This is a genomic window from Staphylococcus sp. 2S1, assembly GCF_046721335.1.
In the GTDB taxonomy this organism is placed as follows: domain Bacteria; phylum Bacillota; class Bacilli; order Staphylococcales; family Staphylococcaceae; genus Staphylococcus; species Staphylococcus equorum_A.
Map to the genome: position 1 here is coordinate 114306 of NZ_JBEUUJ010000003.1, position 16671 is coordinate 130976.

Annotated in this window: 15 protein-coding genes and 4 pseudogenes; 8 read left to right on the forward strand and 11 right to left on the reverse strand. The window is 31.3% G+C overall.

Features of this window, described 5'->3' with window-relative positions; translation table 11 throughout:
* Positions 1-22: 22 nt before the first annotated feature.
* A pseudogene (locus tag ABLV90_RS00890) lies at positions 23-723 on the reverse strand (GntR family transcriptional regulator).
* Between the two features lie 168 nt (positions 724-891).
* Here ABLV90_RS00890 and ABLV90_RS00895 point away from each other — a divergent pair.
* Positions 892-2787 (forward strand): annotated as a pseudogene (locus tag ABLV90_RS00895) (beta-glucoside-specific PTS transporter subunit IIABC).
* Between the two features lie 23 nt (positions 2788-2810).
* The gene (locus ABLV90_RS00900) at positions 2811-4253 is read left to right on the forward strand and encodes a 6-phospho-beta-glucosidase (RefSeq protein WP_460871953.1); all 1443 of its coding nucleotides are present in this window, start codon (positions 2811-2813) and stop codon (positions 4251-4253) included.
* A gap of 227 nt (positions 4254-4480) precedes the next feature.
* On the opposite strand, the gene ABLV90_RS00905 is transcribed toward ABLV90_RS00900, so the two are convergent.
* The 3 genes from ABLV90_RS00905 to ABLV90_RS00915 all read right to left on the reverse strand — a co-directional run bounded on the left by ABLV90_RS00905 (position 4481) and on the right by ABLV90_RS00915 (position 5550).
* Positions 4481-4657: a hypothetical protein gene (locus ABLV90_RS00905; RefSeq protein ID WP_176721553.1), complete on the reverse strand. Its 177-nt coding sequence runs from the start codon at positions 4655-4657 to the stop codon at positions 4481-4483.
* A gap of 83 nt (positions 4658-4740) precedes the next feature.
* A complete protein-coding gene (locus ABLV90_RS00910) occupies positions 4741-5214 on the reverse strand; it encodes an SRPBCC family protein (RefSeq protein WP_460871954.1) in 474 nt (157 codons plus the stop codon).
* Entirely contained in the window at positions 5215-5550 is a 336-nt protein-coding gene (locus ABLV90_RS00915; protein ID WP_460871955.1) for a hypothetical protein, read from the reverse strand.
* A gap of 418 nt (positions 5551-5968) precedes the next feature.
* Between ABLV90_RS00915 and ABLV90_RS00920 the strand changes: the two genes are divergently transcribed.
* The gene (locus tag ABLV90_RS00920; RefSeq protein ID WP_427706514.1) at positions 5969-6307 is read left to right on the forward strand and encodes a PadR family transcriptional regulator; all 339 of its coding nucleotides are present in this window, start codon (positions 5969-5971) and stop codon (positions 6305-6307) included.
* Positions 6288-7067 (forward strand): hypothetical protein, encoded by a 780-nt coding sequence (locus ABLV90_RS00925; RefSeq protein WP_427706512.1) that lies wholly within the window; start codon positions 6288-6290, stop codon positions 7065-7067. The genes ABLV90_RS00920 and ABLV90_RS00925 overlap by 20 nt, the downstream gene beginning before the upstream one ends.
* 92 nt (positions 7068-7159) lie before the next feature.
* Here ABLV90_RS00925 and ABLV90_RS00930 read toward each other — a convergent pair whose 3' ends face one another.
* The 6 genes from ABLV90_RS00930 to ABLV90_RS00955 all read right to left on the reverse strand — a co-directional run bounded on the left by ABLV90_RS00930 (position 7160) and on the right by ABLV90_RS00955 (position 12676).
* A complete protein-coding gene (locus tag ABLV90_RS00930) occupies positions 7160-7675 on the reverse strand; it encodes a YceI family protein (protein WP_460871956.1) in 516 nt (171 codons plus the stop codon).
* Positions 7676-7852: 177 nt separating this feature from the next.
* A complete protein-coding gene (gene adcA / locus ABLV90_RS00935; protein WP_427706510.1) occupies positions 7853-9409 on the reverse strand; it encodes a zinc ABC transporter substrate-binding lipoprotein AdcA in 1557 nt (518 codons plus the stop codon).
* A 158-nt stretch (positions 9410-9567) separates the two neighbouring features.
* Positions 9568-10176 (reverse strand): DsbA family protein, encoded by a 609-nt coding sequence (locus tag ABLV90_RS00940; protein ID WP_460871957.1) that lies wholly within the window; start codon positions 10174-10176, stop codon positions 9568-9570.
* Positions 10177-10219: 43 nt separating this feature from the next.
* Complete coding sequence (locus tag ABLV90_RS00945) at positions 10220-10588, reverse strand: cystatin-like fold lipoprotein (RefSeq protein WP_427706506.1); 369 nt, start codon at positions 10586-10588, stop codon at positions 10220-10222.
* Between the two features lie 190 nt (positions 10589-10778).
* Complete coding sequence (locus tag ABLV90_RS00950) at positions 10779-11111, reverse strand: ASCH domain-containing protein (protein ID WP_427706504.1); 333 nt, start codon at positions 11109-11111, stop codon at positions 10779-10781.
* 119 nt (positions 11112-11230) lie between these two features.
* Positions 11231-12676: an MDR family MFS transporter gene (locus ABLV90_RS00955; protein WP_460871958.1), complete on the reverse strand. Its 1446-nt coding sequence runs from the start codon at positions 12674-12676 to the stop codon at positions 11231-11233.
* A gap of 221 nt (positions 12677-12897) precedes the next feature.
* Here ABLV90_RS00955 and ABLV90_RS00960 point away from each other — a divergent pair.
* The 3 genes and pseudogenes from ABLV90_RS00960 (at position 12898) to ABLV90_RS00970 (ending at position 14963) form a co-directional block, all read left to right on the forward strand.
* Positions 12898-13003: pseudogene (locus tag ABLV90_RS00960) on the forward strand (putative metal homeostasis protein).
* A gap of 491 nt (positions 13004-13494) precedes the next feature.
* Complete coding sequence (locus ABLV90_RS00965; protein WP_460871959.1) at positions 13495-14190, forward strand: ABC transporter ATP-binding protein; 696 nt, start codon at positions 13495-13497, stop codon at positions 14188-14190.
* Positions 14190-14963 (forward strand): ABC transporter permease, encoded by a 774-nt coding sequence (locus tag ABLV90_RS00970; protein ID WP_069832925.1) that lies wholly within the window; start codon positions 14190-14192, stop codon positions 14961-14963. The genes ABLV90_RS00965 and ABLV90_RS00970 overlap by 1 nt, the downstream gene beginning before the upstream one ends.
* A gap of 232 nt (positions 14964-15195) precedes the next feature.
* On the opposite strand, the gene ABLV90_RS00975 is transcribed toward ABLV90_RS00970, so the two are convergent.
* The gene (locus ABLV90_RS00975) at positions 15196-15882 is read right to left on the reverse strand and encodes a 2,3-diphosphoglycerate-dependent phosphoglycerate mutase (protein ID WP_069817446.1); all 687 of its coding nucleotides are present in this window, start codon (positions 15880-15882) and stop codon (positions 15196-15198) included.
* A gap of 378 nt (positions 15883-16260) precedes the next feature.
* On the opposite strand from ABLV90_RS00975, the pseudogene ABLV90_RS00980 reads away from it, so the two are divergent.
* Positions 16261-16639: pseudogene (locus tag ABLV90_RS00980) on the forward strand (hypothetical protein).
* Positions 16640-16671: the final 32 nt, after the last annotated feature.

The window sequence follows — 16671 nt, forward strand, 5'->3', positions numbered from 1 at the left end:
TAAAACAAGATAACCAAGTGTTTCATTTTTGTGAAGGAATATAGAAATGAGCGTTCTGATAATGGTATATCAGATGCGAACAATCAAATGGTATGCCGGTTGTTGTATAAAATACTTGTTCATAATTTAAGCAAGGATCGCCCTCATCCAATTCTAATAATTCAGCTTCTTCTTCTTCCAATTTATCTACATTAAAATAAACATCTGAGAACCCAATCTTCACTTTTAAGTTTTGTTCTAAATATTTAAAAATAGACTTTTCTGCTATAGATTCATTTAAAAATAGCACGATATCTTTATTAAAATACGACTGCTCGAAACAAAATATTTCACCATCTACATAAACAATACGCTCTAAAACATAGACTAATGTATCTTTGTCTAACTTTAATTTTTGCCGAACGCTTTCTGGTGCAATGACTTCCTCAACGCGCAATACCTTATTTGTTACATTTAGTCCCGTAAATTCATCACTAAAACCGCCAGTTGAAAAGAGATTAAGATATCCATCTCTTTTTTTATTACGCACATAGATGCCACTACCGCGTGCTTGATAAATATTCCCTTGTTTTTCTAATATTTCCAAAGCTTTAATAATCGTGCTTTTACTCACATCATATTTTATTTTTAATGCCTCAACACTTGGTAATTTATCCCCGCTTGAAATTGACCACTTTCTATATATTCATTCATTTGTTGAGCAATTTGTTCATACTTGAGCATACACTTACCCCTTTTATATTAAAATTCACCCAATTATAACATGAATGCTAATTTAAACTACCGAACTTTTTATTTGTAAGGGTCTTTACAAATTGTACCGGTACAATTAGAATATAGGAAACGATTACACAAATCGTGTTGATTAACTTATTAAAGGGGTTGGGAAATGTGGCAGACAAAAATAAAATACTCGCACAAAGTATATTAGAGGCAGTTGGGGGTGAAGCAAACCTTGTCAATAGCACGCACTGTGCAACCAGATTACGATTAGTATTAAAAAGATCTATTCCAAATGCTAAGAAAAAAGTATCGGAAATAGATGGTGTCGTGACTGTTGTGGAAAATAATGGTCAATTTCAAGTTGTCATAGGAAATAACGTCGGTGAAGTATTTAAATTTTTTGAAGCTTTAACAAGTGAACAACCATCGGATGATAATGAACAATCTGAAAATAAAGGGTCAATACTTAACCGTGTCATCGCGACGATGTCTGCAGTGTTCGCACCATTTATTTACATTTTAGCTGCTGTTGGTATATTACAAGGTTTATTAATAATCATAAAACTGATTATTCCATCCTTTGAAAACACAGGCACTTATGAAGTTTTTAATTTCATGTCCTGGGCCCCTTTCACATTCTTACCAATATTCATCGCAATTACTGCTTCACGCCATTTTAATGTAAATACTTATATTGCAATTGCTTGTACTGCGGCATTGGTGAGTCCTGATTTAACAGGAATGGTAGAAAGAATACAAAGCGGTGAAACAATTAAATTATTTGGCATGCCGCTTACAGAGACAAGTTACACTTCATCTGTATTGCCACCCCTTTTCTTAGTGTGGATATTATCCTATATTGAAAAATACTTAAACAAATGGATACATGATGTAGTAAGACCTTTATTCACACCATTTTTAAGTATCGTCATTATGGTTCCTGTTACATTACTCGTTATTGGACCAATCACTACACTTGGCGCACATGGTATTGCCGCTGGTTTCAACTTTCTCGTTGAAGTTGCGCCATGGTTAGGCGGCGCACTTATTGGCGGTTTGTGGCAAATCTTTGTAATATTCGGTGTGCATTGGGGCATCACGCCTATGGTTTTAGCAAACTTTGAGCAACATCAAAGTGATTCATTCCAAGCTTTCCAAACAATTGCCGTTATTTCTCAAATCGGTGCTGTTATAGGTGTGTTAATTAAATCTAAGCGTACAGAAATTAAACGTGTCGCTTCTTCAGCAGGTGTTACAGGCATTTTTGGAATTACTGAACCTTCAATATATGGTATCAATTTACGCTTTAAAAAACCCTTTATTATTGCATGTATCAGCGGCGCCTTAGGTGCATTTGTTGCAAGTTTCTTTAATCCTAAATATTATGCATACGCGTAGCTGCCTGGCCCTATAACAATTATTAATGGATATAGTCCTGATAACCCTTCATCTATTTGGGGCATTTTATTAGGATCAGTAATTGCTATCATCTTACCTATCATATTAATTCAATTCTTAGGTTATGGTCATGATACGACAGAGGAAGTAGAAGACACAGAAATTAACTCAAGTACTATTCCACAAGCAGTTTCAACAAATAGCAATCTTGAAACACTTATTCATAGTCCTTTAGATGGGCAAATCCTTCCTTTAACTGAAGTCGATGACCCTATTTTCTCAGAAGGTATGATGGGTCAAGGTATTGCTATAAAACCTGCAAATAATACAGTTCACGCACCACTTGAAGGCACTGTAAGTATGATTGCTGTAAGTGAACATGCAATTGGCATTACATCTCCTGACGGTGTAGAACTATTGATTCATGTTGGTTTAGAAACTGTGGAGTTAAAAGGAGAAGGTTTTGAATTACTAGTTAATGAAAATGATGAAGTCAAACTAGGACAACCTTTATTGCATTTCAATCAAAAGTGGCTTGAATCAAGTGGATACGATACTGTAATTCCAATCATTGTCACTAATTCAGCTGAATTTAGTGAAGTAATTACTACGGATGCAGTACAAGTTTCGCAAAATGATGCATTACTAACAATTATAAATAAATAATAAGAATAAAGGAGTATATAATAATGACTAAATTACCAAAAGACTTTTTATGGGGTGGCGCTCTTGTTGCCAATCAATTTGAAGGTGGTTACGATAAAGACGGAAAAGGCTTAAGTGTTATTGATGTAATGACTAATGGAGAACATGGCAAGCCTCGTGAAATCACACAAGATGTAGACCCAAATAAATATTACCCAAATCATGTAGGTATAGATTTTTATAATCGTTATAAAGAAGACATCGCATTATTTAATGAAATGGGATTAAATTGTTTACGTACATCAATCGCTTGGTCTCGTATCTTCCCAAATGGAGATGAAATAGAACCTAATGAAGCAGGACTACAATTTTACGATAATATTTTTGATGAATTGTTAAAATATGGTATTGAGCCAGTGATTACTTTGTCTCATTTTGAAATGCCATTACATTTAGCACGTGAATATGGTGGTTTTAGAAATAGAAAAGTAGCAGATTTCTTTGCTCAATTTGCAGAAACTGTATTCAAGCGTTACAAGGATAAAGTTAAATATTGGATGACTTTTAATGAAATTAATAACCAAATGGATATAGATAATCCGATTTTCTTATGGACAAACTCAGGCGTCCTTATAGAAGAAGATGAAAACCCAGAAGAAGTACTGTATCAAGTCGCTCATAATGAATTAATCGCGAGTGCAAAAGCTGTAAAAATAGGTAGAGCAATTAACCCTGATTTTGAAATAGGATTAATGATTTCTCATGTAGCAATATATCCTTATTCTTGTAATCCAGAAGATATGATGGAATCTGTAAAAGCAAATCGTTTACGTTTCTTCTTCCCAGATGTCCAAGTTCGAGGCTACTATCCTAGCTATGCAAATAAAATGTTAGAACAAAAGAATTATGATATTGGTTGGCAAGAAGGAGATGACAAAATTTTATCAGAAGGTAAAGTTGATTATATTGGTTTTAGCTACTATATGTCTACTGCTGTTAAACACGATGCAAAATCATATACTGGAGAAAATGTTACCAATGGTGGGTTAGCGAATTCTGTCGATAATCCTCACATTCAGCAAAGTGATTGGGGTTGGGCCATTGATCCTACAGGTCTACGCTATACTTTGAATATATTATATGACCGTTACCAAATACCACTTTTCATCGTTGAAAATGGCTTTGGTGCTGTAGATGAAATTGATGAAAACGGTAAAATTCATGATACGTATCGTATCGATTATTTAAAAGCACATATTAATGCGGCAATCACAGCAGTTGACGAAGATGGTGTTGATCTAATGGGCTATACACCATGGGGTATTATAGACATTATTTCTTTCACTACAGGAGAGATGAAAAAACGTTATGGTTTAATTTATGTCGATAGAGATAACCAAGGCAATGGTACTTTAGAACGCAGAAAGAAAGATTCTTTTGATTGGTATCGCAATGTTATTGAAACAAATGGTGAATCATTAAATTAATAATAACGACTGTAATTTTCACTGACACCTGTGGTAATAGTACTAGTCATAGACTAATGCTTTTGACTACTACCTAAGTTAAGCATTATGAAGGATATTGATTTACTTAAGTATGCGCAAACAGAACTGACGACAAAGCCTGAGACTTTGTCGTCAGTATGAAGAGTAGTACGGAACTCTAATTAGAAAAATTAGAGTTCCGTACTACTCTCTTTTTATATAAAATATTAGTTTTTATACCTACTTAACACATGTAAACCATAGGCAAAAATACCATATCCTGTTAATGTACGTATAAACCATTTAAATGTAGTATGACTCAAACTTTTTTCATTTAAAAATAACGCGGGTACTAGCGTACTCACTGAATATAGTCCAAGTACTTTAACATAACGTTTATTCAATACACTCACCTCTTTTCATATACTATTATATCGAAAAGAGAGTTGGAATAAACAGGTAATTTCCAACATCTTATTGACTATTCTTATAATTTTGTTAAAAGTGTCTCTAAATTATCAAAAGTACTATTCATACCCTCTTCTACACCCATATCCAACAATTGTTGAGTCGCTTTAGGATCTGGCAATTCTGCTATAGATTTTATCGTAGTCAAACCTTTACTGTTTTCTTCTATATGAATGATGTTATGCATACCTGCCATTTTTTCATCAATATTACCATCTTTGTCTGCAAAGTAATCATAATAATCAATTAGCGTCGGTTCTTTCACTTCATTATAATTAGTCACAGTATAGCTTGTACCTTGAGGCGCACGTATAGCGAAAAATGCATGTCCACCAGTCTGAACATTAAATTTAAATACTTCAGTCTTTGCACCTTGTGGGTGAAACCATTGTTCAAATAAAGCACGGTCAGTATACGCTTTAAATATATTTTGTGCCGTTGTATTAAAATCTCTCGTAAAAATTATTTTGTTTTCCTCAACTTGAACTGTCATTTACGATTCTCCTTTATCCATAATTACATATGATATTATCTTTTTTACTTTAGCATTTTTACTATGGCTTTCAAATTCAAAGAAGTCCGCAAAATAAATTGTATCTCCATTTTGAGCAATTTGAGTGCCATGTATCGCTCCTAATTTACCATGAGAAATATTATGGGTCACTTCCAATGAATCAATATCGACTTTATGTGCGTTTAATTCATCATAAAACGCTTCAAAACCATGCAATTCAAAAGCGCCAGGAACCTCCCATATAAAATCTGCTGTAACAGCTTCCAATAATTGCACTTTATCTACTAATATTGAGCCTATTAAAAAATCTAACATTATCTTCCTTTTGGGTGCATTATCACAATTTAAATCCCCCGTTAATTTAAATGGTAAATCTGACTCCGTTTCATTTTTAAAATTTAAGTCGATATCTGTTAATGCTACATGAAGTATTTCAATCGCTTTAGGACCAATACCATGTATGCCTAATAATGTTGTTCGCTCATATTGTACAACTTCTTCTAACGTTACGACACCTATATCATTAAGAGCTTGGGTTGCAGTGCCGTCCTATTTTTGGTAAATCTGTCGCCATGTGATCTCCCCCTATCTTATGTATCACTATACCCATTTCATCGCTTAATTATTTATCAACAAATATTAATTATGACTTACTATCTTTTATCGTAAGGTAGTTGACAAAGCGTACAATTCCAACTATCTTATATTATAAGATAGTGAAAAGAGGGATTACATGTCAATTTCAAATCAAATGATGAAAGGATTGTTAGATGGCGCCATATTGGGACTGATTTCTCAAGGTGAAACATATGGTTATGAAATTCTAGATAAATTAAAATCTCAACAATTCCCTGAAATTAGTGATGGCAGTATATATCCAGTATTATTACGACTAAATAAAAATGGATATGTCACTACGATAACTAAAAAATCAGATACTGGCGGACCAAAACGTAAGTATTATTTATTAACTGAAGACGGTAAAAAAGAATTATCAAATTTCAAAAGTAAGTGGAACTATTTAAACAATGGTATGAATAATTTAATGAGGAGTGTTGACGTTGTTGACTAAAAAAGCTGAAGATTTTTTATTAAAATTAAGAATCGAATTGCTATTTCGTGGCAAGGACGAAGATGAAATTAATGCGATTGAGGAAGAATTACGTGATCATATTACAATCGCTGAAGAAAGCAATGATAATATTGATAATTTACTAAACACGCCTATCAAAAATTATGCTGATAACTTTTCTAAAGAATTGAGTTTAACTAAAGGTATTCATAAATATGTACTCTATATCATTTCATTTATGATTGTAATGACAATTGTTCCAAGAATGTTGGACAATTCATTTCAGTTAAGTTTATCTTTAATACTCTATATTTTATTCATCTTTATTGGTTCTTTTGTGTTGATATTATTTGTAGTAAAAAAAGTAATTATGCGATGGGGCGATAGTAAGAAAACATATGTTGCAGCTTTTGTTATTGCACCTTTGATTTTCGGAATTTACTTACTGTGTGAATTCGTGTTACGTAACCATCCATTATTTGTTTTTTGGTCACCCAATCAAACTACTAACTTTATAATTGGACTAATACTTTTATTAATAACGATGATTACTTGTTTTGTAATAAAACAAAAATATTTTGCTTTTTTAATATTAATCTTATGTCTCCCAGACCTTATTGGAAAAATATTTACTGGTGGAGATCATACAAGCTATAACTTCGTATTAATTGCTAGTATCGGTACTATAATTATTCTCTGGAGTCTTAGTATTTATATACTCTTTAAATATTGGCGTGAGAGAAAAGAAGAAAGTCATTAATCTATATAAAAATAGCTACTAGATACCTATATTAGGTTATCTAGTAGCTATTTCTTTTAATAAGCGTTAAATCTTAAACATTTATTTTTATATTAGTCTTCTAAAGCGAATTCTAAACTTGTTTGGAATTTCACATCTTTACCAACCATTACGCCACCTGTTTCAAGTTTTTGGTTAAATGTCATTCCATATTTTTCACGATTGATTGTACCATTTACAATAAATCCTGCAGTTTGTGCACCATTTAATGGGTTTTTGCTTGTACCTTCATAAGAAGCATCAAATGTTTCTTCTTGAGTTACATCTTTAATTGTTAAATTACCAGTTACAGATTTTTCGTCTACTGAAGTAATTTCAAATTTAATATCTGGATAGTTTTCAGTATCAAAGAAATCTCCAGTACGTAAGTGACCATCACGGTCTGCTACGTTTGTATCAACCGATTCTGCTTTAATTACGGCTGTACCTTTAAGTGAACTTAAATCATTGATGTCACCTTCTAAGTTTACATCGAAATCTTTAAATTTACCTTTAACGTTAGAAATCATTAAGTGCTTAATTGAAAATTCTACTACTGAATGTCTTGGGTCAAAATTAAATGTTGTCATAAAAAACATACCTCCAAAGTATTATTAGTTTTAGTTGATACATTTAGTATACCAGATATATTTATTATATCAAGTGAAAAGTCCGAACTTTTCATCTCCTTTAATTTCATTCCCTTAATTCACTTTTTTATTCATTTTAAATTTAAAAAGTAAATTAATTTACAGTAACTAGAATAGTTAATGCGCTAACATCTCTGCTTTAATTTCTTTACTATTTAATGCTTTAGGATAATATGTCGGCCAATTATCTAATTCTTTCATCACTTTTTCTTTATCATTACCTATAAAGATATGATAGTGATGTGCTTTCTTAGGTGCAATATTATGGTCACTAAATTGGACATACTTAGGTAAAGCTTTATCTTCATTACCTACTAATTTAAATGTATATCTTACGCCTCTGTTGCCTTTTTCATATTTCAAAATATCTTTACCATCATACTTATATTTACCTGTCGCTTTTTTACCGTTCTTTTCAAACGTAATTGAGTCGCTTGTGATATTGATATTATCTATATCTGTTTTATAACCCTTTTCGTAATATGCTTTATATTCTTTTGCTGTCATTGCATCATCTTCTTCAGCTTTATGCTTCATCACATCATCTAATGATCCATCTTTCAAATATGGATAAACTGATTGCCAATCACCTTTATAATCAGCTAATGGTCTATCTTTAACTTGATCATCCTTAAAGTAACCCTCTGAAATAGCTTTTTCATGTTTGCCTTGCTGTTTGTCATCGTTTACTTTGATATCGTTATTTAAAGCTTTATCAATATTTTCTATATTTTTATTCATAAGGGATTGGTAGGTTAAATCCTCATCCTGCTGTTGTTCTTTATTAAGTGATTCCATATTATAAAATTTTAATGGTTCAGCCTTTGTTTCTTTACGAATTGTATCTGTAACTTTATTTGAGACATTATCTTCATATAAAATATATTTTGCTCCTGAATTATTAATTTCGTTAACTACTTCTGTTAAAGCTTTTTGAGATGGGTCTTCTGCATTCATGTTTTGAACACCTTTTTGTACAAAACCATATCTTTCAGATAAATAACCTATTGATTCATGAGAAATAAACACAGCATTACCTTGTTTATCTTTCGTAACATCTTTCATTTTGTTATCTATTTTTTTTAGTTCTTTGTCTAGTTTTTTATAATTTTCTTCATAATCATTTTTGTGTTTTGGATCTTTTTTAATTAATTCATCTTTGATTTCTTTGGCGAAAGTTTGATTAAATTTAGGATCTAACCAAACATGCGGATCATATCCTCCATGATGATGTCCCTCGTGCTTATGTTCGTGCTCATGTGTATCTTCTTCGTCGTGGCTATGTTGATCTGTAAGTAACTGGGACTTGTCTAATTTATCTTCTAGCGATAATTTTTTATCATCCTCTTTTATCGTTGAAGCCACTTTTTTAGCAACAGGGTCTAGGTTGTCCCCTGTGTATAAAAACAAATCTGATTTACTCGCATTAATTATGTCTTTTTGAGTTGGTTCATAGCTATGTAAGTCTGTGCCTGCTGGATAAATTGATTCTACTGAAACATGTTCTCCTCCAATCTCTTTAGCAAATGATTTTAATGGAAAAACTGTTGTATTAATTTTTATTTTATCTTTGTCACCTTCACTTCCTGTTTCATTCGTATCAGCTTTGCCACATCCTGCTATGACAATTGCAAATGAAATGACCAAAGATATTATGTATAGTGTTTTTTTCATTCTACATCCTCCTTCAAATAGTAACGCTTACGATTTAAAATTATAAACTCCCTCCGAACAAAACGCAATACTAAATAATAATGATTACGATTTATTTTTGAGTAAAAGAAAAGCCTAAAGCACATTGTTATTACAATTTTGTACTTTAGACCATTTACTTACTTATTTTTTTCTATTAATTTTTTATAATTATCGTAATCATAAGGATCTTCTACTTTTTCTCCACCAATATAAACTGTAGGCGCTGTATCAATATTTTTGTCTTCAGCTTGTTTTTGGTCTTTCTTAGTCGCTTTCCATGATTTACTATCTTCAGTTTTATAATCTTTTTTAATTTTTTCTTTTTGGTTACTGTCGATACTTAATTTATCAATTTGTTTATCTACTAGTGATTCAGTTATCCATTCTTTTTCAGCATCGCCTTGCTGTTCAAACATTAATTTTTGAAAATCTAAATATTGTTTCGGTGCAATTTGTTGTACTGCATGCCCGGCTCTCGATCCAATAATTGAATCATCACCAAGAAAAGCCATATTCACAAATTGGTAATCTACTTTATCTTTGTCTATATAATCTTTTTTAAGTTTAGGCATAATATTACTTTCTACTTTTTTACAATAAGAACATTTAAAATCACCGTATTCTATAATTTTAATTTTCCCATTGGCACTTTGCTTGTCATCTTTATGTGCATCCTCATCACTTGAACAAGCAGTTATTAATAACATAGTAGCTATTAAACCTAAACATAGCCATAATTTTTTCATATGCTTTCCAAAACACCTCAATTTTAGATATCAGTAAATAAAATTATTCTTTAATATCCATATTTTCTTCTTTATAGTCAGGTTCATGTTTGTGTGTATATGCTTTCGAATTAAAATCTTTTAAATGTTTTGCTTTGTCGTCTTCAAATTTATAAGTATAATAATGTACCTCTTCGTCTTCTTTAAAAGGCTTATAAGCAAGCATGACATATTTACCTTTTTCATAAACGTATATATTCGCATTTTTTTTGTCGAATTTTTCTTCAAGATCACCTTTTTGTTTTTCAGATAAGTTTTCTTGATATGTTTGTTGTTTATTTACTGCTTTATCTATTTTATCAGCATACTTTCCACTACTACAGCCTGCTACAATAACCGTCGATATAGCGATCATGATCAATAATTTTTTCATTATTTGGCACACTCCTAAATCCAGTTTAACTACTCATGAATCACCTTTAAAATATACTTCTTCCATAAATATTATCATACAATGAATAACTTAAATGTTCTAGAGTGATTTTAAATTCATTCTTTTTAAATTTTTGATTTTTTACGAATAAAAATTCGGCTCGACAATTTATGCCAGGCCGAATTTATTCTTAATCTGTTAAGCGTATTTTAATTGCTAATGCACCATAATTTAATTCGTCAGTTTGCGAATATATTTGATATATGGCTGCTAATTTTTGAGAAAGCTGTTCTTCCTCTTTAGCACCAATTTCTTGATTTGTATATTGATTAACCAACGCTTGAAATGAAGGGAAATCCACTGTTTCTGTGACGACTACGTTGATTTGTTCATCCGTCTCGAGATTTGTGAAAATAATGGTATCTCCATTTTGTACTTCTTGCCTTTTTTCATCATTTAATCTTACTTCAATTGTTTTCGTCCCATTTTTAACTAAATGAAATGGTTCATTATTTAATTTCATCGAATGTTCTATGATACATACACTCCATTCTTGTATTTATGAGGTTATTTATGTTTAAAAATATCACAATTACAAATCTAATTACAGTGTTGTCTATAGTGCTTCGTACGATTAATCTATTATAATTCTTTTTGTTCTGCGCGTATTTTACGCTGACTTTTCAGCATAAACACACTGAGTAAACTGATAATAGAAATAATAACAGCAAACCAAAATGCTCCATGATAGCCACTTAATAAAGCTTCATGTTGTATTTGAGCTGCCATCTCTTGTTTTCCAATACCCTTATAATTACTCATATCAGGTGTGAAATTTTTAGAAACTTGAGTCATCACAGTAATTAAACCAGCTGTACCAATAGAAGCTGAAATTTGTTGTACTGTATTCGTCATTGATGAACCATGTGCATTCATCTCATGTGATAATTGATTCATTGTATGTGTCATTAATGGCATCAATCCTAGTGCAATACCTATCATACGAATTGCATATACCGTTGCAAGAATTGCTGATGAAGTATGTTCATCCATGATTACAAAGTAAGAAGTCGTTACTACCACAATGGACATACCAATTAATGCTAATATTTTAGCACCATACTTCTCATATAAAAATCCTGAAGCTACTGACATTATCCCCATTACAATAGCGCCAGGTAATAATATAAGCCCAGATTGAAGTGCTGAGTCTTTCATTATATTTTGAACGAACATTGGTAATATTGTTTCAGATCCAATCATTGATATCATTGTAAATGCCATAATTATAATACCTATAGCAAATTGACTGTTTTTGAATACTGAAAAGTCTAGTAATGGCGTTTTTAATTTTGTTTGGCGAACAATGAAAGTTATTACTAAGATCAATCCGCCTATTACAGTTGTTAAAACTACTGGGTCACTCCAACCATCACGTGAAATCGAACTTGTACCATAGAGTAAACCACCAAATCCTAGTATGGATAATATGATGGAGAATACGTCAACTGGCACTTTTTTATTCGTGCCCACGTTTTTCACAAACTTAAGTGCGCCGATGAATGTTAATGCTGCGATTGGTGCAACAACAAAGAAAAGTGAACGCCAATCGAAGTATTCAACAAGTACACCCGATAACGTTGGCCCTATGGTCGGTGCTAAACCAATAACTAAACCAAATGTCCCCATATACTTACCACGTTCATGAGGTTCAAAGATGTCTAATATTGTAGTCATCATAAGTGGTAACATAATTCCAGATCCTAATGCTTGAACAATTCTTCCGCCTAAAAGAATTGAAAAGTTAGGGCTAAATCCTGCAATAATTGTACCTATAAAGAATATAAATATTGCTGTTAAAAATACTTTCCTAGTTGAAAATCGTTGAATCACCATTGCTGATAATGGGACAACTACCCCATTAGTCAATAGAAAGGCTGTTGTGAGCCATTGCACTTGTGTGTAATCTATTTGAAAATCTTTCATTATACTTGGTAATGCTGTTGTTAATAACGTTTCATTTAAAAGTCCGAAGAAACCGCCAAGCAACATCATTAATATCATTAATATTTTGGTTTTTTGATTCATATTTGTCTCCTGTTTTCTTATTAGTCTATCAACCATAAAATAGCTGCATTTATGCATTATACATATATTTCAACAACATCACATCAAATAAACTTAAAAACATTACAAATAGGAGAAATTATTTTTTAATGTAAAATTATCATCTTCAAATCGTAATAATTACTATTTACAAATTGTTTCTGATACTTCATAATACACATAGATAAAGGAGGTCATATTTTATGAAATTAGATGTACAAACAGCACGTCGTAACCTAAATAGCCCCAACATAAAAACACGAAAACGTGCGCGTAAGATCATTCAAGCAACATAAGCGCAATAAATAATATATCTACTTAAATACTATAATTCAAAATTATAATGACAGCTTAAATTCCCTCCAGAATGATGTTTGTCAATTTCTATTAAATTATGCGGATTTTCTACATAAATTAAATTCCATATTACTAAGTGATAAAGATGCATAGGAGTGGGACAGAAATCTAATTTTTCTAATGACATTTCGTCGTATGAGCCCAGGCCCTACATAGCTGACTAGAAAATGGAATACAAGCGCTGAAACTCTTACATAAGAACTACTTGTCTTCATAAATGAAGTAGTAGTTCTTTAAAATCCAGATATGACTGTATTTTCAATTCAGTCAGCCACTGCCAATATAAAAATTGAGGCCGAGACATGTGACATGTCCCCGCCTTTTACTTTTTCTTCAAGATAGTTTGTATTCATAAAAATAATATAATTAAAGTATATTATTGCTCTTCCTTTTTTGGTAAAATAGTATTGCACACCAATAATTTTATTTGGAAGGAGAATTTTATGCAGCTTTTAACTTTAGAAAATATTAATAAAAGAATTAAGAAACAACAAATTTTAAAAGACATATCATTCACTCTTAAGCGGGGAGAAGTCGTAGGTTTAGTCGGTGCTAATGGAGTCGGGAAAACAACGTTAATGAAAGTTATTTTAGGGCTTTCTAATTATCAATCCGGTTCGCTTAAACTACATGGATCTATGAATAATAAGCATATCGGCGCTTTAATTGAAAACCCTGGAGTGTACCCTTTCCTTACCGGTTACGAAAACATGAACTTAATTAATGAAGATAAAGACAAAGAAAATATGGAACAAATTATAAAAATTTTAGAAATGACTCCGTTTATAAATAAAAAAGCAAAAGCATATTCTTTAGGAATGAAACAGAAATTAGGTATCGCACTTTCGCTTTTAAACCAACCTCAACTCGTTATTTTAGATGAGCCTATGAACGGATTAGATCCAAAAGCAGTGAGAAATGTGAGAGAAACTATTTTAAGACTCAAAGCACAAGGTGTTTCATTCCTCATATCAAGTCATATGTTAAGTGAACTCGTTAAAGTTACTGACTCGATTTTAATTATTGATAATGGGGCTATCGTTAAAGAAACAACAATGGAAGAACTCAATAATTCGAATGAAAGTGATTTGGAAAATGTATTGCTTAATATCATCGATCATAAGGAGGAGAGAAAATAATGGGAACATTGGTAAACCAAGAATTATATAAAATTTTCAAAAAGAAATCATCAATTATTATACCAATAATTATTTTTATTATCATGATTGGCTTAGCTATTTTAAGCAAAAACTATTCGAATGTAATTGAGTCGAAGTTGCTACTGGAACAAGGTTATAGTGGCTTTTCTTGGATTATCTTTTTAATGATAATTCAAGCGAGTACAATTATTACTATGGAATTCCATTACGGTACAATTAAAAATTTACTTTATAGAAATTACACAAGAACAAGTATTATTTTAAGTAAGTTTATTGCCTTGTTCATCTACTCTCTAATTGTATTTGTACTTTGTATTCTAATTAGTTTACTACTTAACCTTATATTTTTCTCTGACATCGATATTTTAAAACACTCAGGAGAACAATTATCTCCATTACAAAGTTTATTATTAACATCATTAGCAACTTATGTAGGTATGTGGCTCATTTTGAGTTTAACGTTGTTACTTTCTTGTATACTTAAAAGTCCGGGCGTCTCAATTGCTGTCGGTATTGTTTTCTATTTTGCTACTTCGATACTCGCTGGTATTTTATTTATGGCTATTGAGCAATGGGAATGGCTTAAATGGAACCCTATTAATATGTTGAATCTAAGTGTCCAAATTCTCGATAATGATATATACAAAAAAATGACAAAATTAGAATTACACGAATTATTTATTGGAAATATTGCATATATCGTAGTTTTCTTAATATTAGTAGTTTTAGTCTTTAGAAAAAAGAACGTTTAATTTTTAATCCTAAGATAAGTTATTAGAATCAGATACGCATGCATAAGACGTGTTCTAGATAAATAAGCAATCATAAAATTAAAATGTATCTTATATTTGAAATCATAATTTTTAAAAGTTTATAGAAATTTACCAAACAAGGTCAAAAACTTTATCGACAATATATAACAGCCCTGAATTCATAAAACTCAGGGCTGTTATATATTTTATCCAGTTTATTACTTATCTTTCATTATAAATAATATTTATCCGTCACTTTTAAATCATCTGTTAATTCATAAATAAGAGGTGCGCCTGTTTTTATTTCATAATTAACAATAGCTTCGTCAGATACATCCTCTAAATACTTAATTAGTGCGCGTAATGAATTACCATGAGCAGAAACTAACACTGTTTTACCATCTAATAACTGTTGAGAAATTTGATCATTCCAATATGGTATAACTCTGACCAAGGTATCTTTTAAACTTTCAGATTCTGGCATAACTCTTCTATCTATAAGTTCATATTTTCTATCATTTAAGTAACTATTTCTTTGTTCTTCATTTTGTTTTGGTGGTGGCGTATCATATGACCGTCTCCAAATATGAACTTGATCTTCACCAAATTCTTCTCGAGCATCATTTTTATTTAAACCTTGCAATCCGCCATAATGACGTTCATTTAATCTCCAAGATTTTATAATTGGTATAAATAACTGATCAGATTCATTTAACAAATGATATGTTGTTTTAATAGCTCTTTTTAACAGAGACGTATAAACAATATCAATTTCTAAACCTTTATCTTTTATTTTTTTACCAGAGGTGATTGCTTCATTTTTCCCCTGTTCAGATAAGTCTACATCTGCCCATCCTGTAAATAAGTTTTCAGCATTCCATAAGCTTTGCCCATGTCTACATAAAATTAATTTTGGCATAATATTTCCTTCTTTCCATTAAGTAAAATATGATTTTATGCGATATTTACAGGAATGTTACAGCAATAATACTGATTGTTTATAGTTGCAAAGCTGGCCACTCACCTATTCCCGCACTAACTATCGCATTTCTATATTAAAATTATAACAATTTACACTTTATTTTGAAATGATTGTATTCATTTATTCATAAAAGATACTTTCTTTTTATTTTTCTGTAACCTACTCATCATTTTTTGATGTTACAGTTATAAACGTTGAATTAAGAAAACAGTAAATAACTATTATTCATTAAATTTTTAAGTATTTAAATGTAAAAACATAACCTGTGATATTTAACTTTGTATACAGGTAAATCAATTAGGAGGATTTTAAAAAATGAAAAAATTATTATTAGCATCTTTCGCATCGATTACTATTGCGACAACTGGTTTAGGAGTGAGTTCAAGCGTATCAACAGCAGACGCAGCTGAGACGTCAACACAACAAACTACGCAAGCTAACAATGATGTATACAGTGAATTTATAGAAGCAGGCGGTACTAAAGCACTATGGGATAATATTGTAATGCCTGAATCAAGTGGGGACCCTGAAGCAGTAAACGAATTGGGCTATAAAGGTTTAGGACAAACTAAAGAAACTTGGGGCACTGGCACAGTTGAAGAACAAACTAAAGGTATGATTAACTATGCTGAGGACCGTTACGGTTCAATAGAAGCGAGCAATCGATTTCCGTCTAGCTAATGGTCGGTGGTAATTAATGCTACTATTCAAGCACTACGTGTAAGA

What these genes read in the sequence shown, in the direction of transcription:
- ABLV90_RS00920 (WP_427706514.1), top strand. Translation starts at nt 5,969, where the DNA reads ATGTCAATTTCAAATCAAATGATGAAAGGATTGTTAGATGGCGCCATA.
- ABLV90_RS00900 (WP_460871953.1), top strand. Translation starts at nt 2,811, where the DNA reads ATGACTAAATTACCAAAAGACTTTTTATGGGGTGGCGCTCTTGTTGCC.
- ABLV90_RS00950 (WP_427706504.1), bottom strand. Translation starts at nt 11,111, where the DNA reads ATGAAATTAAATAATGAACCATTTCATTTAGTTAAAAATGGGACGAAA.
- ABLV90_RS00945 (WP_427706506.1), bottom strand. Translation starts at nt 10,588, where the DNA reads ATGAAAAAATTATTGATCATGATCGCTATATCGACGGTTATTGTAGCA.
- ABLV90_RS00955 (WP_460871958.1), bottom strand. Translation starts at nt 12,676, where the DNA reads ATGAATCAAAAAACCAAAATATTAATGATATTAATGATGTTGCTTGGC.
- ABLV90_RS00930 (WP_460871956.1), bottom strand. Translation starts at nt 7,675, where the DNA reads ATGACAACATTTAATTTTGACCCAAGACATTCAGTAGTAGAATTTTCA.
- adcA (WP_427706510.1), bottom strand. Translation starts at nt 9,409, where the DNA reads ATGAAAAAAACACTATACATAATATCTTTGGTCATTTCATTTGCAATT.
- ABLV90_RS00965 (WP_460871959.1), top strand. Translation starts at nt 13,495, where the DNA reads ATGCAGCTTTTAACTTTAGAAAATATTAATAAAAGAATTAAGAAACAA.
- ABLV90_RS00940 (WP_460871957.1), bottom strand. Translation starts at nt 10,176, where the DNA reads ATGAAAAAATTATGGCTATGTTTAGGTTTAATAGCTACTATGTTATTA.
- ABLV90_RS00970 (WP_069832925.1), top strand. Translation starts at nt 14,190, where the DNA reads ATGGGAACATTGGTAAACCAAGAATTATATAAAATTTTCAAAAAGAAA.
- ABLV90_RS00975 (WP_069817446.1), bottom strand. Translation starts at nt 15,882, where the DNA reads ATGCCAAAATTAATTTTATGTAGACATGGGCAAAGCTTATGGAATGCT.
- ABLV90_RS00910 (WP_460871954.1), bottom strand. Translation starts at nt 5,214, where the DNA reads ATGACAGTTCAAGTTGAGGAAAACAAAATAATTTTTACGAGAGATTTT.
- ABLV90_RS00915 (WP_460871955.1), bottom strand. Translation starts at nt 5,550, where the DNA reads ATGTTAGATTTTTTAATAGGCTCAATATTAGTAGATAAAGTGCAATTA.